Consider the following 18,744-nt stretch of genomic DNA (forward strand, 5'->3'; position numbering starts at 1 on the left):
GGTTCCGTCGGACGACGAGCCGGGCGCGCCGGCCGTCGTCACTTGAGTTTGTGCAGCAGCGAATGCAGTTCGCGGCGCACCTTGGAGAGCTGGTCCGCGACGATGCCGAAGAAGAACAGGAACGCCCCCAGGACGATGGTCAGCACCGTGGAGGCGGTGAGCTTCCACAGGACGAAGATGTCGTGCAGGCCGTTGGCCAGGCCGTACACCGCGGCCAGCACGGCCAGGGGCAAAAAGATCTTCATGGGATTAAACAGCACGATCATGCGCAGCATGATGGCCATGAAGCGGAAGCCGTCGCGGAAGGGCTGGATGCCCGAAACGCCGCCCTGGCGGCGGCGGATGCCGGGCATGGGCACGTACTTGACGAAGCGCCCCGCCGAAAAAAGCGCCATGGTGATGGTCGTCGGGTAGGAGTAGCGCTGGGGGAAGAGGTGGGAAAACTCCTCGAAGCACTCGCGCTTGACCGCGCGGAAGCCGCTGGTCAGGTCGTCGATGTGCCGCTCCACGAGGAATTCCGCGAGCCTGATGAGCAGGGCGTTGCCCACGGCGCGGAAGCGCGACACGTCGGATTCGCCGGTGCGCGCGCCGACCACCATGTCGAATTCGCCGAGTGGTTCGAGCAGTTTTTCGATGTCCTCGGGCCGGTGCTGGCCGTCGGCGTCCATGAACACGAAGACGTCGCCGCTGGCCGCGGACGCCCCGGATTTGACGCTCGCGCCGTTGCCCAGGTTGTAGGGATGGCGCACGACCCGGGCTCCGGCGGTCTCGGCCGCGTCGGCCGTGGCGTCGGCGGAGCCGTCGTCGACCACCACGATCTCCCAGTCCGCGGCGGCGGGCTGGGCGCGGATGCGCGCGACGATGTCCCCGACGTTGTCGGCCTCGTTGTAGGCCGGAATGATGATGGATACCCGCATGGCGCTCCGCCTTTACGCTCCGCGAAACACAAAGTCCAGCACGCGCGTGCCCGCGATCAGGCACCGCTTGAGGTCGTCGAGGTTGCGCACCTGCCGCGCGGCAAGCGTGAGCATGTAGCCCGGCCGCAGGTAGAAGCGCCTGTAGGCCAGCCGCACCATGCGGTTGAGCGCCTCGCCGGACACGTCGCAGTACAGCGCGTTGAAAAGGCCTTCCACGTGCAGCTTGCTCAAGTCGCTCGTGGTGCCGTCGCGGATCTCGGGATGCTTCTCGGCCACGGATTCGAACAGCGGCGTGCCCGGGTAGGGGGTGCAGATGCCGAAGGTGGCCGTGGTCGGGGCCAGGGCCTTGACGTACTCGATGGTGTCCTCGACGCTCGCGGCGGTGTCGCCGGGGTTGCCGAGCATGACGTGGGCGTGGGTGTTCATGCCCAGGCGGCGGGCGGCCCGGAAGATGGCGTGGGCCTGCTCCAGGCGGTAGCCCTTGCGCATGCCGTCGAGGATGGCCTGGCTGCCGGATTCGATGCCGAACTTGATGGTGTGGCAGCCGGCCTTGCCGGCCATCTCCATGGTCTCGGGGTCGATGCCCGAGACGCGGGCGTTGGCCAGCCACGTCACGTCCAGGTTCTCGCGGCGGATGCCGTCGCAGATCTCGCGGTCGCGGCGCTTTTTCACGAAGAAGGTGTCGTCGCGGAAATAGACCTCGCGGTAGCCCTTGCCGCGCAGGTAGCGGATGAGCCCCAGGACGTAGCCGGCGCTGGCGAAGCGCACGCGGCCGCCGTCGAAGGCCGGGGCGGTGCAGAAGGTGCATTTGCCCGGGCAGCCGCGCGAGGTGGTGGCGGTCATGTAGGGCAGGCGGCGCACGATGGGGTTGAAGTAGTGGATGCCCGGCGGCAGAAAGTCCACGTCCGGGTAGGGCAGGGCGTCCAGGTCCTCGATGAAGGGATATTCCGGGTTGAGCACGGGCTCGCCGGCGTCGTCGCGGTAGCCGACGCCGGGCGTGGCCCTGGGGTCGGCCTCGCCGGCCAGGCCCCGGCAGAGGTCGCGCACCACGTATTCGGGCTCGCGGCGCACGATGTAGTCCACGCCCGGGGCGGCCAGGGCGAAGCGGGGCATGAAGGTCGGGTGCGAGCCGAAGACCGCGGTGACGAGCGCCGGGTTGGCGGCCTTGAGGTCGGCAAGGTACGCGGCGTCCTCGGTGAAGCTCATGGTCGAGGTGGAGCACAGCACCACGTCGAAGCCCTTGACCAGTTCGGCCACGACTTCCGGGCCCTTCTGCTCGGCCTGGGCGTCGAGAAAGGTCGTCCGCCGGCCGTCGGCCGCGAGAATGGTGGCGAGCTGGACCAGGGGGAAGGGCGGCACCGAGGCGCCGCCGATGCGCTTGCCCGCGCACCAGCAGCCGTAAAGCACGTCCCGCACCACGTTTTTCGTGGCGCGGGTCATGGGATTGAGCACCAGGACGCGAAGGGGGCGGGTTTCAGCCACGCAAAAGCTCCGGATCGACCACGGCGACGGCCCGGTCCCCGGGGACGAGGTCGCGCGTGTCGAGAAAGTCGGCATGGGCCACGTACGTCATCCTGCCGCCGGGACCGCCCCGGCGCAGCAGGGCGAGCAGCAGCCGGCGCACCAGCCGGGAGCCGGCCGGCAGCCAGCCCACGGCAAGGACGAACAGGCGGAAAAGGATCTGGGCGAACGGGGACACGGCCTCACTCCCCCCCGCCGGACCCGGCGCGGACGTCCAGGCGCTCGGCGGCCAGCAGATAATCCGCCGCCAGGGGAATGCAGTAGCGGTCATCCATCCACAGGGGGTTTATGACAACGTTGCGGCGGAGTCCAGCGGCCAGGCGACCGAGCACGGGGCTTTCCAGATACGCCAGCCCCGACGGGTAAAGGAACTGCGTGCGCCGCGACATGGCCCGCCAGTCGTAGAGGCCGTCGGCGTCGGTCACGGATTCGAGAAACGCGGCGCAGGCCCGCATGGAGGCCAGGGCGGCCGCGTCGTCCACGAGGTCGAGGTAGCCGGCGAGCAGGGCCAGGGTGATGGTGGCGTAGCCCGCGTCCGGGCCGCCGTATTCGGCGTAGCAGCCGCCGGGCAGCTGGCGCGCGACGAGGGAACGGACCTTGTCCCGGGCGGCGTCGGCGTAGCGCGCCTTGCCGGTGATGCGGGCGATGCGCGCCAGGGCCAGGGCCGCGCCGGCCATCTGGTTGGCGACCTCGGGGTTGTCGTTGGCGGCCAGCCAGTCGCCCGTGACCGCGAAATCCACGTCCGGCGGCGCGCTCAAGCGCAGCCAGGCCCCGGCCGCGGCCTGGGCGGACATGGACGTGGCGCAGAAGGAGCGCTCGAAGGGGTAGACCTCGTCCACGGAGCCGTCGCCGTGGCGGCGCGCGGCCCAGAAGCGCACGGCCGCTCCGGCGAGGGAAAGCACGGCCGGGGCCGCTTCGGGCGCAAGCCGAGGCGCGGCGGCGGCGAAAAAAAGCGCCGCCTCCTGGAACCTCGCGTTGGCCAGGTCGTGGAGCTTGTAGCACCAGTAGTTGCGGTCGCAGCAGCCGTAGGCGGGACGCGCCGGGTCGCGGTCGCAAAGCCCCAGAATGCGCTCGGTGAGGACCAGGGAGCGCGCGCGCAGCAGCGCCGGGGCGCGGGAATCGTCGTTGGGGGTGGACACGTGGCTGCCCCTTAGCCCGAAACCGGCGCGAGAACAAGCCCGCGCCTCAGCGGCGCAGCACGGCGGGCAGGCAGGCGACCATGCCGGTGAGGTAGGAGAGCAGGAACGTGGCGGAAAAGACCACGGCCTTGGCGGGATCGAGGGCCATGGAGGAAAAAAGGAGCACCAGCGTGGCGTCGCGCGTGCCGATGCCGGCCACGGACAGCGGCAGGAAGGAGACCGCGTTGGCCGTGGCGGCGCAAAAGACGAGGAACGCGGCCGGGGCGGCCACCGGAATGGCCGCGGCCATGATCCAGCAGGCCAGGTAGTAGAGCCCCCAGATGGCGAGGGTGGCGGCCAGGAAGCGCCACTTGCCCGGCAGGGAGAACAGGGCGGAAGCGATGCCGGCCAGCCTGCCGTCGGGCTTGCGCCGGGCCAGCCACCAGCGGGCGGCGGCCAGGGCCGCGATGCCGGCGACGGCCCCGGGCGCGGCCAGGCGGACCAGGGCGTCCCGGCCCGGGAAGTGCGCCAGGAAAAGCGCGCCCAGCCACAACAGGACCACGGCCGCGATGTCCAGGAGCCGGTCCAGCACCACCGTGGAAGCGGAGGTCAGCGCCGAGGGCGAATAGTCCTTGAGGTAGCCCATGCGGGAGAATTCGCCGAGCCGCCCGGGCGAGACGAAGCCCCAGAACGAGCTTTGCAGGAAGATGCGCAGGGCGCGACGGAACGGCATGTCGATGCCCTTGGCCCGCAACAGATAATAATGGCGCACGGCCTTGAGGTAGAGGATCGACAGGATGATGGCCTGGCCCAGGCAAAGGCCCAGCGGGTCCAGGGAGGCGACGGCCGCGGCCAGGGAGGAGAAGTCGAGGCGGGCGAGGACCACGACGAAGAGCAGCAGGCCGACCAGGGGCAGCCAGCGCCGCAACAACGACTTCCGTGCGCCGCGCGCGGACGCCGGATCAGGGGAATTTGGCATAGGTCAGGTTCAGCTCGGCCATACAGGAATAGTAGCAACAGCGGCAGCGGCGCAGCTTGTCGCGCGTCGCCTGGTAGGCCGGGTCGCGCCAGAGCTCGGCCAGGGTGCGGCCGTCCAGGTTGCAGGCCGCCTTGCCCGCGTAGAAATGGCCGCCGCAGGGCAGCACGTCGCCGAAGCAGTCCACGAACACGGAGAAGTAGGGCGCGTAGCAGCGCGCGGGCATGGGCTTGCCGGCCAGGAAGTCGGCGAGGTGGCGCAGGTAGGCCTCGGAGCTGTCGAGAAGGCCGTAACGGCGCTTGAGCGCAAGCAGCGTGCCGGGCAGGGCGGCCAGGTCGCGGTCGGCGGCGTCGAAATAGAGGTCCGGGGCTTCGGCGGGCGCGCCGGCGTAGGTGTCGTGGACCGGATTGAGGCTCACGTTGTCCACGCCGAGGTCGCGGGCGAGTTTCAGGATGTCCTCGAAGCGGCGGTAGTTGGCGGCGGAAATCACCGTGGCCAGGGTGACGTGGACGCGGCGGCCGGGATTTTCGGCGCGCGCGGCGAGCAGGTTGCGCACGGCCTCGAGGGTACGATCGAACGCGCCGCGCCGGCCGCGCGAGGCGTCGTGCTCGGCGGCGTCGGCCCCGTCCAGGGACACGGCCACGGCGTCGATGCCGCTTTTTAGCAACCGCCGCGCCAGGTCCATATCGACGAGCTTAAGCCCGTTGGTGGACATGGAGACCGGCACGCCGCGCGCCTTGAGCCGGGCCACGACCTCGACCACGTCCTCGCGCACCAGGGGTTCGCCGCCGGTGATGGAGACGCCGGAGACGCCGAGGTCGGCCATCTGGTCGGCCAGGGCGAGCATGGCCGGGGTGTCCATCTCCCTGGCCGGGTCGGCCTTTCGCCGCACGTTGCACATGGGGCAGGACTCGTTGCAGCGGTAGGTGACCACCATGCCGCCGAAGATCGGCGGCGTCAGCGGGCGGCGGACGTACCACGAGGCGGGCACGCCGAAGAACTTGCCGGCCTGGGCCGCGAGCCAGGGCAGGTCGGCCGCGAGCACGCGCCGCTTGAGGACTTCGAGGTGTTTCTTGCGCATTTCCGCTTGTTCCGCCGCAGCCTGTTTGAATGAGGTTCCGGCCCGCGTCAAGCGGCCGGCCGGTCGAGGCCGCGGGCGATTTCCGCGCCGGTGCGCACGGCGTAGCCGGCGGTGAGCGCGGCCAGCACGGCGTCCATGTGGCGCAGCTTGAGGCGGCTCGGCTTTTTCATGCCCAAACGCCGGTGCACGAGCGGCGGCAGCATGGTCGCGTCCAGCACGTCCACGGCGTGGAAGGCGTAGTTGACCATGCCCGGTCCCAGGTAGCGGTGCAGCGCCGCCCCCAGGCGGAAAAGCGGCATGCCGGCCACGTTGACGAAGGAGAAATGGAAGGGGGCGCGCACAAGCGGCATGGTGCTGACCGGAATCTCCCACAGGCCCATGCCGCCCGGGCGGTAGATGTCCGCGGCGTCCGGGCGGTACGCGGCCAGGGGCGCGCGCAGGCAGGCCAGGCTGCCGAATTCGGTCCGACCCTGGTCGTAGCGCAGCCACAGCCGCTGCACGGCCTTGACCAGGGGGATGGCCACATTGGGGTGCACCGAGGAGTCGTAGAGGTAGCCTTCGCGCTCCAGGTGGCGGAAAAGCGCCGGGCTCGCGGCGTAGGCCGGGGCCTTGAAGCCGAGCGGTCGCACGCCGAGGCGGCGCTCGAGAATCTCCGCGCAGCGGTCCACGTCCCGGCGCAGGACGTCCTCGGGCTGGCGCTTGAAGTCGATGCGGTGGTCGTAGGTGTGGTTGGCCAGCTCATGGCCGGCCGCGACGATGCGTTCGAGATAGGGGATGTTGCGCGCGTCCTCGACGTCCGCGCCCACGATGAAGAACGTGGCCCGCACCCCGCGCGCGGCAAAGGCGTCGAGCAGCAGGGGCACGCTCAGCTCGTAGATGGTCCTGGCGTCGCCGCCCGGGGCCGCGCCGGCGTCGAAGCACTTGGCGATGTACCACACCGGGTCCATGTCCACCTGCACGGTGGCCACGGGCCGGGACGCGGCGGGAAAGGGCGCGCGGCTCATGAGGGGTCCGCCCCGCCCGCGCCCGGCGTCGCGGCGGCCGGACGCGCGACCACGGAAAAGATCGGCGGCGTGGCCCGCAGCGACCCCAGTCTGGCCAGGGCGTCCCGGGACAGGAAACGCGCCATGAGCCGGAACACGAGGTTGGCCTGGGCGGACTCGGCGTCGGGCACGTTGGGCAGCTCCAGCCGGGTGATCTCCTTGAGGTCGTAGACCACGGGCGCGCCGTCCTCCACGCGGTTGAAGCGCTTGAGGTTCCAGCGCAGGCGGTAGTCCTCGGGCCGCCACTTCTCGATGCCGGCGGCCACGGCCACCGGCCCGTCGGCCGCCAGGGGCAGGCAACCGGCCACGAAAACGAGATATTGGATGTTGAGGCACAGCACCGCGGCCATGACCGCCGCGGTCGCGACGCGGCCGGGACGCCAGTGCCATTCCAGGGCGTTGCGGAAGAAATAGGCGTAGCCCAGGAAGAAAAAGGGCATGAGCACGCGGAAGGCCCCGGGCATGGCCCCCCTGGTCGCCGCCGCGTAGACGAGGAGAGGCAGCACGGTGACGGCGAACTGGAGCTTGTCGCGCACCCAGAAGAAGCCGATCACGCCCAGGGGCATGAGCACCAGATAATTCTTGAACAGGGGCAGCGGCCCCGCGCCCATGTCGTAGACGCCGTGTATCCGGTCGGACTTGAAGAAGAGTTCCTGCGTCATGTAGATGTGCGGCAGCACCCCCAGGGCGTCGCGGGAAAACAGCACGAAAAACGCGCCTTCGATGACGGCCAGGGCGGCCAGGCTCCCGGCCGCGGCGCGGGCATGGGCGCGGAAGTCCAGCCGGCGCGCGTAAAGCTGGTGCAGCCCCAGGCAGGCCACCCAGACAAGGTTGCCCGGATGGGCGAACACGGACATCATGGCGAAGAAAAACGCCGTGAAGGTGCGTTCCTTGATGTAGAAGGCCAGGGCCAGACAGGTGAGCAGGCACTCCAGGGCGTGCGGCTCGTAGATGTAGGCCTCGTGGATGCAGTAGGGGGAAAGGAGCAGCCCGGATAGCAGGAAGAACAGCGCCGGGTCCTTTGGATAAAGCACCTTGGACAGCGCCAGCAGCCCGCCGAGCAGAAAAAGAATGCCGCAGGCGAAATGCAGCATGACCGGAGCCGGGTCCACGAGCTTGAGCGCGGCGAGGTAAAAGAAAAGCAGCGGGCGCTCGTCGGTGATGGCCGTGCCGAAGCCCGCGGCGAGCCTGTCGTCCGTCCTGCCGTAGGTGTCGGTCAGGTAGGCGTCGATATCTTTGATGTCGCCGGTGAAAAGCAGGCGTTTGAAGACTTCCGCGCTCACGTCGTACTTGTAGGCGTTGCCCCCGGGCTGGTACTTGCCCGAGTAGAGGAAGAGCGTGACGCCGTAGAGAACGGCCAGGACGAGGAACGCCGCGCCCCAGCGCCGCCAGGACGCCGTCTGCGTTTGGGAAGTCATGAGTATTGTTGCGCCGTTGGGTTTCGCGACAGGACGGTGTGCCGGACGGCAGGCTGCCGCCCGCCGGGAATACGGCAGTTTCCGAAGGCAAGTCAAGAATGCGGGCCGCACGGGTGGTTGCCCCCGCCCGGCGATGCGGGTAAGACGGCCGGGCGGCGCGGCGTCAACAACAAGGATTTCCCATGCTTCGAGGCAAGACCGTGGCGGTGGTCGTCCCCGCCTACAACGAGGAACGGCAGATCGGACAGGTGCTGCGCACCATGCCCGCTTTCGTGGACCGCATCGTGGTCGTCAACGACTGTTCCGCCGACGGCACCGCGGCGGAGGTGCTCGCCTTCATGCGCGAACGCCACGAAACCGCCCCCTGTCCCGACGCCGCGTGCCAGCCCTTCGAGGAGACCCGCTACAACCGGGCCGAGGCCGTGGTGCGCCAGATCGACCGCAAGGAACTCGAATACTTCGTGCCCTCCGACGTGGTCAACGAAGACCCCGACGGCGACCGCGTCATCCTCATCAACCTGCGCACAAACGGCGGCGTGGGCGCGGCCATCGCCCGGGGCTACAAGTGGTGCAAGGACTACGGCATCGACTGCACCGCGGTCATGGCCGGCGACGGCCAGATGGACCCGGCCGAACTCGAAAGCATCTGCATGCCCGTGGTGGCCGAGGGCATCGACTACGTCAAGGGCAACCGCCTCATCCACCGCTCGGCCTGGCTCGTCATCCCCAAGATCCGCTATTTCGGCAATTCCATCCTGTCCATGCTGACCAAGATCGCCTCGGGCTACTGGCGCGTCTCCGACACCCAGACCGGCTACACCGCGATCTCCCTGGCCGCGCTCCAGGCGCTGCGCCTCTACAAGATCTATCCGCGCTACGGCATGCCCAACGACATGCTCGTCAAGCTCAACATCGCCTACTGCACCCTGCGCGAAGTGGAGATCAAGCCCGTGTACAACGTGGGCGAAACCTCCAAGATGAACATCCGCAAGGTCATTTATACGGTCAGCTGGCTGTTGTGCAAATCCTTCTTCAAGCGGTTGTGGATCAAATACCTGTTCAAGGATTTCCATCCCCTCTTTCTGCTCTACCACCTCTCCTTCTTCACCCTGGGCGTGGCCGGGCTGCTTTTCCTTCGCCTTTTCGCCGACGTGTGCACCGGCCGCTCCTGGACGTTTTCCGTGCTGCTGCTGTTCGTGTTCCTGAGCATCAGCGGCTTCCAGTTCGTGCTCTCGGCCATGTGGATGGACATGCTCGACAACGACCGGCTCTACAAATGAGCGCCGACGCCCTGACCCGCCTGCGCCTGGACGTCGTGGCCATGGCCGAACGCTCCGGGCACGTGGGGCCGGCGCTGTCCTGACTGGATCTCATCTTCGCCCTCTACGACGGCGTGCTCGCCGTGCGCCCGGACGCGCCGGACGACCCCGGCCGCGACCGCTTCATCCTGTCCAAGGGCCACGGCTGCATGGCGCTCTACGCGGTGCTCGCCCACCACGGCTTTTTCCCGCGCGAGACGCTCGCCGCCTACTGCACCGCCGAGGCCTGCCTCGGCGAGCACCCCATGCCCGGCAAGATCCCCGGCGTGGAGCTGGCCACGGGCAGCCTGGGGCACGGCCTGGCCTACGCCGCCGGACAGGCCGCCGGGCTCGCCCTTCGCGGCGCGCCGGCCCGGGTCTTCGCCCTGCTCGGCGACGGCGAATGCGACGAGGGCTCGGTCTGGGAGGCCGCGGCCGCGGCCACGGCGCAAAGCCTTTCCAATCTCACCGCCGTGGTGGACGCCAACGGCTGGCAGGCCTGCGGCCGTTGCGGCTGCATCACGCCCGGCTTCGACCTCGCCGCCGCCTTCGCCGGCTTCGGCTGGGAGACGCGGGAGCTGACCGACCTGTCCCAGCCCGCCCTTATCGCGGCGTTCGGCGCGGCCCCGGCCGGGGACCGCCCCCGGGCGTTCGTCTGCCGCACGGTCAAGGGCGCGGGCGTCCCCTTCATGGAAGACGACCTGGAATGGCACTACCGCCCCGTGCGCGGCCGCGACCGGGATCGCGCCAGGGCCTGCCTGGGGGAGTGCCCCGGCGATGCGTGACGCCTTTTTCGACGAGCTGCTGGCGCTATATACCGCCGACCCCCGCGTGGTCTTCCTGACCGGCGATCTGGGCTACAAGCTCTACGATCCCCTGGCCGCCGCCGACCCGGCGCGCGTGGTCAATTTCGGCATCCGCGAGGCGGCCATGATCGGCTACGCCGCCGGCCTCGCCGAGGCCGGCTTCCTGCCCGTCGCCTACTCCATCGTGCCGTTTATCACCCTGCGCTGTCTGGAACAGATCAAGCTCGAGCTGTGCTACAACCGCCGCCGCGTGGTCCTGGTCGGCGTCGGCGGCGGCTACGCCTACGGCCGCAACGGCGTGACCCACCATGGCATCGAGGACCTGGGCCTCATGCGCGCCCTTGGCGGCATGCGCGTCTTCGCCCCCTGCGACCCATGGGACGTGCGCGGCCTCGTGCGCGCCCTGCCCGCTTTGGACGGCCCGGCCTACGTCCGCCTGGGCCGCAACAAGGAGCCCCGGCTGCGCCCGGAGACCGCACCGCCTTCGCCGCACACGCCCTTTTACCGTGCCGGCGACCCCGGCGCGGGCCTGCTCGTCACGGCCGGCTTTCTCCTGGCCGAGCTGCTGGCCGCGGCCGACGCCCTGGCCGCCCGGGGCGCGGGCAGGCCGGCGGTGCTGCACCTGCCCTGCCTGTCGCCCCTGCCCGAGGCGTACCTCGCGCCGCTCCTCGCCGCCGCCGGCCCGGTGCTCGTGGCCGAGGAGCACATCCGGCCGGGGGGCCTGGGCGAGGGCCTCGCCCGGCTCATGCTCGAGGCCGGCATCGCCGCGCCGTTTCGTTCCCTGGCCATCCCGGCCGCGTTTCCCGAGCGCTGCCTGGACCGGGGCGAACTGCTCGCCGCCGCGGGCCTCGATGCCGCCGGCATCGCCGCCGCCTTCACGGCGCTTGCGGCACGACCGGGACGGCCATGAAAAAAGACGAACGCTTCCCGCCCCCGGCCAACGCGGCGCGCGGCCGCCTGGGCACGCTCGCGCGCCGCGCCCTTGACCTGCAAGTGCATACCGTGCGCGCGCGCCTCGCGCCCTGGTTGGCGGCGCGCCGGGGGAGCCTGCTCGAGGTCGGCTGCGGGGCCATGCCCTACCGGCCGCTGGTTCCGGCCGGCTGCCGCTACCAGGGCCTGGACTGGGCCGGAGCCGCAAGCGCCTTCGGCTACGCCGAAAAGGACGTCGCGCTCTTTGACGGCGAAACCTTCCCCTTTCCAGACGCGTCCTTCGACGCCGTCTTCCACACCGAGGTCCTGGAGCACGTCCCCGACCCGCAGACGTTTCTGGCCGAGTGCCGCCGGGTGCTCGTCCCGGGCGGGGAACTGTTCCTGACCGTTCCCTTCCAGGCCCGTTTCCACTACATTCCCCACGACTATTGGCGCTTTACGCCCTCGGGGCTCGCCCGGCTGCTGACCCGGGCGGGGTTTGCCGACGTCGCGGTCGCGCCGCGCGGCACGGACGTGACCGTGGCCGGCTGCAAGGCCGCGGCCGTGGTCTTCCGTCTGTTGCGCGGCGGCTTCGCGTCCAAGTGCCTGGGCGCGGCCCTGTCGCCCCTGGCCGCGGCCGGGCTGGCGCTCGGGCACCTGTCCCTGGCCTGCGCCTGGGGCTCGCCCGACGACTGCCTGGGCTACACGGCCACGGCCCGCCGGCCGCGCTGAGCCCGCCCCCCAATAAAACGCAAGGACGCACCATGGACCCGGCCGCCGCCACCGCCCTCGACCGCAAGATCGCCCGCCTGCCCGGCCCCCTCCTCGTCATCGGGGCCGGGGGTTTTATTGGCGCGAACCTGCTGCGCCTGCTCGCCGCCCGCCGCGACGACGTCTGCGGCACCACGCACAACCACGGCTCCTGGCGGCTGGCCGGCATTCCCGCCTCGAAACTCCTTTTCGCCAACCTCCTCGACCACGACAGCATGGCCGCCGCCGTGGCGCGCGCCGCCCCGGCCGTGGTCTTCGACTGCTCGGCCTATGGCGCGTACAGCTTCGAGCGAAACGCCGAACGCATCCACCGCACCAACTACCTCGCCTGCGTGTCCCTGCTCGAACTGCTGGCCGGGCGGCCGGGCACGGTCTACGTCCACGCCGGCTCCTCCTCGGAATACGGCCTGGACTGCGCCGGCCCAAGCGAGGACGCGCCGCTCGCGCCGGACAGCCACTACGCCGTAAGCAAGGCCGCCGCCGCCCAGGCCATCGCCTATTTCGGCCGCGCCCGGGGCCTGCCCTGCGTCAATTTGCGCCTCTATTCCGCCTACGGCCCCTACGAGGACAGCTCGCGCCTGATTCCCGTGCTCGCCGAGCACGCCTTGCGCGGCGCGCTGCCGCCGTTCGTGGCCCCGGAGACCTCGCGCGACTTCCTGTACGTGGAGGACGCGGCCGAGGCCTTCGTGGACGCGGCCCTGGCGCTTCGCGAGCGCCCGGAAATCGCCGGCGCGTCCTACAACATCGGCACCGGCGTCAAGACCACCATCCGCGACCTCGCGGCGCTTGCGCGCGAACTCTTTTCCATCGACGCCGAACCCGATTTCGGCTCCATGCCCGGCCGGGGCTGGGACCGCAGCGACTGGTACGCCGACCCCTCCCGCGCGGCGAAGGACCTGGGCTGGCGCGCCGCCACCCCCCTGGCCGCGGGACTCACCCGCACCCGCGACTGGTGGCGGGACTTCCTCGCCGGCCACGACTTCGCCGCCCTGACCAAGAAGACGCCCGCGCCGTCGGGCAAGAATTCGGTCACGGCCATCATCGCCTGCTACAAGGACGGCCAGGCCATCCCCGTCATGTACGAGCGTCTGGCCGCGGTCTTCACCAAACTGTCCATCGATTACGAGATCATCTTCGTCAACGACTGCTCGCCCGACGACTCCACGGCGCGCATCCAGGCCATAAGCGAACGCGACCCGCGCGTGCTCGGCATCGTGCACGCGCGCAACTTCGGCTCCCAGGCCGCGTTCCGCAGCGGCATGGAGCTCGCCACCAAAGAGGCCTGCGTGCTCCTCGACGGCGATTTGCAGGACCCGCCGGAACTGATCGAGGCGTTCATCGAGCGCTGGCGCGCCGGCGCGGACGTGGTCTACGGCCGGCGCGTGGCCCGGGAGATGCCGGGCCGGCTGGAATTTTTCTACAAGGGCTTCTACGCGCTCTTCGACAGGCTGAGCGAATTTCCCATCCCGCGCGACGCCGGGGACTTCTCCCTGCTCGACGCCCGCGTGGTGCGCGAGATGCTGCGCTGCCAGGAGCGCGACAGCTTCCTGCGCGGCCTGCGCGCCTACGTCGGCTTCCGCCAGGAAGGCGTGGACTACGTGCGCCCGGAACGCATGTTCGGCGTGTCCACCAACAACTGGATCAAGAACATCAACTGGGCGAAAAAGGCGATCTTCTCCTTCAGCCGCGCGCCGCTGCACCTGCTGACAGCCGTGGGCTTCCTGGCCACCCTCGGCTCCCTCGCCTTCGCCGTGGTTGTGGTCTGCATCAAGCTCGTTTTCCCGGACAGCGCGCCGCGCGGCATCACCGCGCTGACGCTGCTCCTCATGCTCTTCGGCTCGGTCAACCTGCTCGGGCTCGGGCTTCTCGGCGAATACCTCGGCAAGATCATCGAGGAAACCAAGCAGCGCCCGCCGTTCGTGCGCGAAAGCCTCGTCCGCAAAGGCGAGGTCGCGCCCTGGAGGCGGGAGTCGTGACCGACGGCCTGCCCCTGGCCGGCGCGAAACGCCCCTGCCCGGTCTGCGGCGGCGCGCGCCGCGCGCCCTTCCTCGACGCGCACCTGGACCCGGCCCGCTTCACCGCCGCCACCTTCGCCTCGCGCAAGGAACCGGAATTCATGCGCCTGCCCCTTTCGCGCTGCCCGGACTGCGACACGGTCTACGCCCCGCGCCCGCCCGACCCGGAGTTCCTGGCCCGGGCCTACGCCGGGGCCGCCTACGATTCCGGCCCCGAGGCCGACCGCGCCGGCGCGACCTACGCCCGGCTCCTGGCCCCTTTCCTGCGCGACCTGCCCGTGCGCGAGGTCGCCGTGGACGTCGGCGCGGGCAACGGCGCGCTGCTGCCCCATTTGCTGCGGGCGGGCTTTGCCCGCGTCGTCGGCATCGAGCCCTCGCGCGAGGCCATCGCCGCCGCCGCTCCGGCCGTGCGCCCGTACCTGCGCGAAGGCGTGTTCACGCCCGAGGCGCTCCGCGAACCCGGGGTGGGGCTCGTCACCGTGTGCATGACCCTCGAACACGTGCCCGATCCCCTGGCGCTGCTGCGCGCCGCGTTCACCGTGCTCGCCCCGGGCGGGCTCGCGGCCGTGGTCGTCCACGACTACCGCGCGCCGCTCAACCGCCTGCTCGGCGCGCGCTCGCCCATCATCGACGTGGAGCACCTCCAGCTTTTTTCCGGTGACAGCATCCGCGCGGCGCTTTCCCGCTGCGGCTTCGCCGTCCTTGCCGCGCGCCGCTTCGCCAATACCTACGGCCTGGGCTACTGGGCGCGGCTTCTGCCCCTGCCCGGCCCCGTCAAGAAACCGCTCCTGGCCGGCCTCGGGGCCACGGGCCTGGACCGGCTGCCCGTGGGCCTGCCCGTGGGCAACCTCCTGGCCGTGGGCCGCAAGCCCGGGGCCTGACGCGCGCAACTTCCTTTCGCGAGGCACCATGTCCGACAGCGCCCCTTGCCGCCGTTTTCCCCGGCCCGACGTCCCCTTCCTGCTGCTGCTCGCGCTGGTCGTGGCCGTCAACCTGCCCGTCTCCACCTTCGTGCTGCAAAACGACACGAAGGAGGCCATGCAATACTTCTATTCCTTCTACAACGAATTCGTGCAGCACGGGCAGATCCAGCTCTGGGACCCGTATTTCGTCTTCGGCCTGCCCACGGACTTCCGCCAGATCGTCACCCTTTCCTACGCCGTGTCGCTCATGGCCATTTGCGGCAAGCTGCTGCACGTGGCAAACGCCTTCCTCGTCTACAAGGCCGCCCTCATCCTCGAACAGATGCTCTACGTCGCGGGCATGTACCTGCTGGCGAAACGCCTGACGCGCGACCGTCGCGCGGTCCTCTTCGTGGGGCTGTGCGCCGCCCTGACCAACGTCTGGCACTTGCAGGTCTGGTTCGACTTCCGCACCTACACCCTGCTGCCGCTGGTCCTGTACGGCATCCTGCGCTTTTTCGACGACGCCAGACCGTGGCGGCTCTTCGCCGCCGCCCTGGCCTACCTCGTCTCGGCCCTGGGCTCCACGGGCTATTTCATGCCCATGTTCGCGCCGCTCCCCCTGGTCTTCGGCCTGGGGCTCTTCGCGGTGCGGCGCAGGGAGCTTGCCGCGCGCTGGCGCTGGCGTTCGCTTTTCTCCCCGGCGTCGCTTGCGCTCGGCGGCCTGACCGCGGTCACGGCCGGGGCCTTGCTGGACTTCAGCCGCACCATGCTTAAGCACATCACCGTGGCCGGCTACGCCGGCCGCGACCCCCTGACCGGCAACGCCACCCTGGAATCCTACCTGCACACCCTGAGTTCCCCGGACAAGGCCATGCAGTCGTTCTGGGAGTTGCTCCTGGCCGCGCCCCGGGACTGGATCTTCACCGTCTACGTCGGCGTCTTCGCGCTGGTTTTCTGCCTCTACGCCGTCATCCGCCGCCGCGACGCCCCGACGCCCGCGCTTTTGCCCCTTTGCGGCTGCGCGGCCCTGTGCGCGGCCATGGCCCTGGGGTCGCTGACCATCATCGCCCCGGCGCTCTATTACCTCTGGCCGATGATGCAGAAAACGCGCTACCTGCTGGCCTTTTTCGGGCCGCTCAAGATGCTGCTCATCCTCGTCGCGGGCATCGGCGTGGACGTCTTCCTGGCCGACCTCGCCGACGACGCGGCCGCAGGGCGGCGCAGGGCGCGCCTGGCCGGCTGGCTGGCGCTCGGGCTGTGCGCCCTGGCGGCCGTGGTCGATCTGGCGTTCGGCGGCAAGTTCCCCTACCCGGCCGAAGGCTTCGTGCCCTACGCCTACCATTTCGTGCCCATGGCCCTGGCCGCCGGGTTCGCGCTGTTCCTTTTAAGCGCCGAACGGCCCGGCCGGGGGCTCGTCCGGGCGCTGCTGGCGCTCGCGGCCGTGGACGTCGCCTCCTATCTCTTCTTCTTCCTGTTCCACTTCAACCTGGAAGCCTCGTACTACAAGGACCGGGAGGTCCTGAACAAACCGTACCTGACCGAGCGCGAATACCGCGCCCGCCTGGGCGAGGCCGGGGATTTCTATGACGTGCGGCCCTACGCCTACCAGCCCGAACGCTTTCCCATGGCCCGGCTGCGCTACCGCGACCCCGCGGCCTGGCGGGCGATGCAGAATTTCCGTTTCGCCTACGCCGACTACATGAACGTCTTCTACCGCGACGTTTGCGACCCCACGGGGCACCGCGCCTATTTCAGCCAGGGCCTGGGCCGGCTCCAGCAGGCGCTGCTCGGCCTGGACCTGGACGAGCCGTTGCACGACGTTTCGCCGTGGCTCATGGAGAGCGTCGTGGACCCGCAGCGGTTCCTGGGCTGCGGCCGCCCCAAGGCCTATCTGACGCAGGACGCGTTCCTGGCCCCGGACCTTGGCGAGGCCGCGCAGTACCTGCGCGAGGTCCACGACGCCGACAAACGGCCGGTCATGCTGCCGGAGCCGATTGCCTTCGCCGCCGCCGCCGGCGCGAAGGACGCTTCCGGCACGTCGGACAAGCCAGGGCGGCAACGGCCCACGGTCTTCGTCTGCCCGGAGGGCAACTGCCAGGAAGGGGCGGTCGGCAAACCGGCCTTCTGGGACCAGCTGCTCGCCGCCTATCCCGGCCGCTACGCTCCGGTGCTCTTCGCCTATCCCCGGGCCAGGGAAACGGCCTGGTACCGCCTGCGCGCCGCCGGCCCGGACGACGCGGGGCTCATGCCCAGGGCCTGGCGGCTGGAGGGCTCCGACGACTGCGTCCACTGGACCCTGCTCGACCAGCGCCGCGACGCCGCGCCCTGGAAGCGGAACGAACACCGCGACTACCGGCTCGGGAAGCCCGCGCGCTACCGCTACTACCTGCTTTCCGTGGACGAGGGCGAGACGCCGGGCCGGCTGTCGCTCGGAGAGACGACCCTGCGCCGCTATCCGGACGAACTGCCCGTGGCCGGGCCGGACCTGCCGGTTGCCGTAACGGACTATACGGTCAACGGCCTGACCCTGCGCGCGGACGTGCCCGAGGGGCCGGACCGTTGGCTGGTCTACCTGGACAACGCCGACCCGGGCTGGCGGGCGTTCGTGGACGGCGCTCCCGCGCCGCTTTACGTGGCCAACCTGGCGTTCAAGGCGCTTCGACTGCCGCCGGGCGCGCACGAGGTGCGTCTGACGTACGTGGGCAAGGGCCGCAACGCCCTGTATTTGCGCTATTTCCTCGCGCTCGGCGCGGCGTTCGGGCTGTGGGGCGTGTGGCTCATCGGCCGCACGGCCCTGTGCGCGCCGGCCGGGCCGGCGCGCCCTAGAACGTGAGCTGCCGCACGAAGTGCTCGCAGAAACGTTCCATGCCGGCTTCCGAGATCGTGTCCCTGTAGGCCTGCTGTCCGGCCTCGGCCAGGGCCAGCCGGCGCGGCTCGTCGGCCACGAGCTCCCGGATGCCGCTTTCCAGGTCGCTGAAGTCCCAGGCGATGGACTGGTAGGTGCGGCCCGGGACGAACAGCTCCGGAAACGTCCGCATGTGCTCCATGTCCGGCTTCATGAGGGCCGCGCCGTAGAGGAGCGCCTCGAAGTCGCGCACGCCGAGCTCGCCCCAGCCGAACGGGCTGACCACGATCTTGGCCTCCATGGTCTCGCGGATGTACTGGCGCACGGACACGAAGCCGCGCAACGCCGCGCGCACGCCCTGCATGGCGTCGAGGATCTCGCCCATGCGCTCGCGGTGGAAGGACACCGTGGGCCGGCCGTACTTGCGCGAGCCCCGGAACATGAAGTCCAGTGGCCGGGGGGCGCGCGGGGAATGCAGCCGGCGGGGATAGGTCGGCGGCAGGCGGCGGCGCAGCCGCTTGAGCAGCGGATGGCGCACGTCGCCGATCATGTCCCCGAGCCCGATGTGCCAGGACAGCCCCACCTTGTGGGCCAGGGCCGGGTCCAGGAACGCGGAGGCGTAGGGCTCGGGGTCCGTCACCCCGAACCGGCGGTGGTAGAAGTCCGTGAACAGGCGGTCGCCGTAGAGCGGCCGTTCGTAGAGCGTCATGTCCCGGTAGAGCTGCTTCTTGAGGTAGCGGTCCACCACGGGCAAAAGCTCGAAGTGGGTCACGCCGCAGGAGTCGGAATCGTCGAGCCAGACCACCCGGTCGGCCTCGCGGCGGAGCTTGTCGACAAGGGCGAATACGGTCTCGGGCCGCTTCCAGTCCGCGCTGCAACGCTTGGACAGGACGCAGACCACGTCGGCCGCCAGGGCGCGCGGCGACGGCGACGGATCGGCCGTGATGGAGACGGCATAGCCGAGCTCCCGCAGACGATGCAGGTTCTTGCGGATGGGGTGGGTGAAGAAGTGGGCGATCCGGTCGTCGGTCACCAGGAAGGAGACTTTTTTCATGCCGTGTCCGTCTGCGGCCGGCGCGGGGCCGCCCCGCCGCAGGCGGCCCTTGGTACTCCATACGCGG

At 70.1% G+C, this 18,744-nt stretch carries 16 protein-coding genes; 7 read left to right on the forward strand and 9 right to left on the reverse strand.

From position 1 onward, the window contains the following. Positions 1-38: 38 nt before the first annotated feature. Genes Q368_RS0116850 through Q368_RS26495 form a run of 8 tightly spaced genes read right to left on the reverse strand, consistent with a single transcriptional unit; the run spans position 39 to position 8,074 of the window. On the reverse strand, positions 39-917 hold the full coding sequence (locus Q368_RS0116850) for a glycosyltransferase family 2 protein (protein ID WP_029460219.1): 879 nt from the start codon (positions 915-917) through the stop codon (positions 39-41). 12 nt (positions 918-929) lie between these two features. After that, entirely contained in the window at positions 930-2,399 is a 1,470-nt protein-coding gene (locus tag Q368_RS0116855; RefSeq protein ID WP_052360242.1) for a B12-binding domain-containing radical SAM protein, read from the reverse strand. Continuing rightward, complete coding sequence (locus Q368_RS0116860; protein WP_029460221.1) at positions 2,392-2,616, reverse strand: hypothetical protein; 225 nt, start codon at positions 2,614-2,616, stop codon at positions 2,392-2,394. The genes Q368_RS0116855 and Q368_RS0116860 overlap by 8 nt, the downstream gene beginning before the upstream one ends. A 4-nt stretch (positions 2,617-2,620) precedes the next feature. Then, positions 2,621-3,577 carry a hypothetical protein gene (locus Q368_RS0116865; protein WP_029460222.1) on the reverse strand — a complete coding sequence of 319 codons (957 nt, stop codon included), beginning with the start codon at positions 3,575-3,577 and terminating at the stop codon, positions 2,621-2,623. 46 nt (positions 3,578-3,623) lie between these two features. Continuing rightward, the gene (locus Q368_RS0116870; protein WP_029460223.1) at positions 3,624-4,484 is read right to left on the reverse strand and encodes a lysylphosphatidylglycerol synthase transmembrane domain-containing protein; all 861 of its coding nucleotides are present in this window, start codon (positions 4,482-4,484) and stop codon (positions 3,624-3,626) included. Positions 4,485-4,518: 34 nt separating this feature from the next. Next, a complete protein-coding gene (locus Q368_RS24050) occupies positions 4,519-5,613 on the reverse strand; it encodes a radical SAM protein (RefSeq protein ID WP_029460224.1) in 1,095 nt (364 codons plus the stop codon). A 47-nt stretch (positions 5,614-5,660) separates the two neighbouring features. Further along, positions 5,661-6,617, reverse strand: coding sequence for a polysaccharide deacetylase family protein (locus Q368_RS0116880; protein ID WP_029460225.1), 957 nt, complete (start codon positions 6,615-6,617; stop codon positions 5,661-5,663). Then, on the reverse strand, positions 6,614-8,074 hold the full coding sequence (locus Q368_RS26495) for a hypothetical protein (protein WP_029460226.1): 1,461 nt from the start codon (positions 8,072-8,074) through the stop codon (positions 6,614-6,616). Before Q368_RS26495 ends, Q368_RS0116880 begins: the two co-directional genes overlap by 4 nt. 182 nt (positions 8,075-8,256) lie before the next feature. On the opposite strand from Q368_RS26495, the gene Q368_RS0116890 reads away from it, so the two are divergent. The 7 genes from Q368_RS0116890 (at position 8,257) to Q368_RS0116925 (ending at position 17,611) form a co-directional block, all read left to right on the forward strand. Then, positions 8,257-9,354 (forward strand): glycosyltransferase family 2 protein, encoded by a 1,098-nt coding sequence (locus tag Q368_RS0116890; protein WP_029460227.1) that lies wholly within the window; start codon positions 8,257-8,259, stop codon positions 9,352-9,354. Between the two features lie 92 nt (positions 9,355-9,446). Continuing rightward, entirely contained in the window at positions 9,447-10,157 is a 711-nt protein-coding gene (locus tag Q368_RS23350; RefSeq protein ID WP_281174644.1) for a thiamine pyrophosphate-dependent enzyme, read from the forward strand. Next, positions 10,150-11,088, forward strand: a complete 939-nt coding sequence (locus Q368_RS0116900) for a transketolase C-terminal domain-containing protein (protein WP_052360244.1) — start codon at positions 10,150-10,152, stop codon at positions 11,086-11,088. Before Q368_RS23350 ends, Q368_RS0116900 begins: the two co-directional genes overlap by 8 nt. Then, positions 11,085-11,819 carry a class I SAM-dependent methyltransferase gene (locus Q368_RS24055; RefSeq protein WP_052360245.1) on the forward strand — a complete coding sequence of 245 codons (735 nt, stop codon included), beginning with the start codon at positions 11,085-11,087 and terminating at the stop codon, positions 11,817-11,819. Before Q368_RS0116900 ends, Q368_RS24055 begins: the two co-directional genes overlap by 4 nt. Positions 11,820-11,851: 32 nt before the next feature. Beyond that, the gene (locus Q368_RS0116915) at positions 11,852-13,834 is read left to right on the forward strand and encodes an NAD-dependent epimerase/dehydratase family protein (RefSeq protein ID WP_043786289.1); all 1,983 of its coding nucleotides are present in this window, start codon (positions 11,852-11,854) and stop codon (positions 13,832-13,834) included. Then, positions 13,831-14,754 carry a class I SAM-dependent methyltransferase gene (locus Q368_RS0116920; protein ID WP_156955771.1) on the forward strand — a complete coding sequence of 308 codons (924 nt, stop codon included), beginning with the start codon at positions 13,831-13,833 and terminating at the stop codon, positions 14,752-14,754. Before Q368_RS0116915 ends, Q368_RS0116920 begins: the two co-directional genes overlap by 4 nt. A gap of 28 nt (positions 14,755-14,782) precedes the next feature. Beyond that, positions 14,783-17,611, forward strand: a complete 2,829-nt coding sequence (locus tag Q368_RS0116925; protein ID WP_029460232.1) for a glycosyltransferase family protein — start codon at positions 14,783-14,785, stop codon at positions 17,609-17,611. On the opposite strand, the gene Q368_RS0116930 is transcribed toward Q368_RS0116925, so the two are convergent. Beyond that, the gene (locus tag Q368_RS0116930; RefSeq protein ID WP_029460233.1) at positions 17,601-18,677 is read right to left on the reverse strand and encodes a glycosyltransferase family protein; all 1,077 of its coding nucleotides are present in this window, start codon (positions 18,675-18,677) and stop codon (positions 17,601-17,603) included. The genes Q368_RS0116925 and Q368_RS0116930 overlap by 11 nt on opposite strands. Between the last annotated feature and the right edge of the window lie 67 nt (positions 18,678-18,744).

Source organism: Solidesulfovibrio alcoholivorans DSM 5433 (assembly GCF_000702665.1).
In the GTDB taxonomy this organism is placed as follows: Bacteria; Desulfobacterota; Desulfovibrionia; order Desulfovibrionales; family Desulfovibrionaceae; genus Solidesulfovibrio; species Solidesulfovibrio alcoholivorans.

What these genes read in the sequence shown, in the direction of transcription:
- Q368_RS24050 (WP_029460224.1), bottom strand. Translation starts at nt 5,613, where the DNA reads ATGCGCAAGAAACACCTCGAAGTCCTCAAGCGGCGCGTGCTCGCGGCC.
- Q368_RS0116900 (WP_052360244.1), top strand. Translation starts at nt 10,150, where the DNA reads ATGCGTGACGCCTTTTTCGACGAGCTGCTGGCGCTATATACCGCCGAC.
- Q368_RS0116880 (WP_029460225.1), bottom strand. Translation starts at nt 6,617, where the DNA reads ATGAGCCGCGCGCCCTTTCCCGCCGCGTCCCGGCCCGTGGCCACCGTG.
- Q368_RS0116925 (WP_029460232.1), top strand. Translation starts at nt 14,783, where the DNA reads ATGTCCGACAGCGCCCCTTGCCGCCGTTTTCCCCGGCCCGACGTCCCC.
- Q368_RS0116915 (WP_043786289.1), top strand. Translation starts at nt 11,852, where the DNA reads ATGGACCCGGCCGCCGCCACCGCCCTCGACCGCAAGATCGCCCGCCTG.
- Q368_RS0116930 (WP_029460233.1), bottom strand. Translation starts at nt 18,677, where the DNA reads ATGAAAAAAGTCTCCTTCCTGGTGACCGACGACCGGATCGCCCACTTC.
- Q368_RS24055 (WP_052360245.1), top strand. Translation starts at nt 11,085, where the DNA reads ATGAAAAAAGACGAACGCTTCCCGCCCCCGGCCAACGCGGCGCGCGGC.
- Q368_RS0116850 (WP_029460219.1), bottom strand. Translation starts at nt 917, where the DNA reads ATGCGGGTATCCATCATCATTCCGGCCTACAACGAGGCCGACAACGTC.
- Q368_RS0116890 (WP_029460227.1), top strand. Translation starts at nt 8,257, where the DNA reads ATGCTTCGAGGCAAGACCGTGGCGGTGGTCGTCCCCGCCTACAACGAG.
- Q368_RS26495 (WP_029460226.1), bottom strand. Translation starts at nt 8,074, where the DNA reads ATGACTTCCCAAACGCAGACGGCGTCCTGGCGGCGCTGGGGCGCGGCG.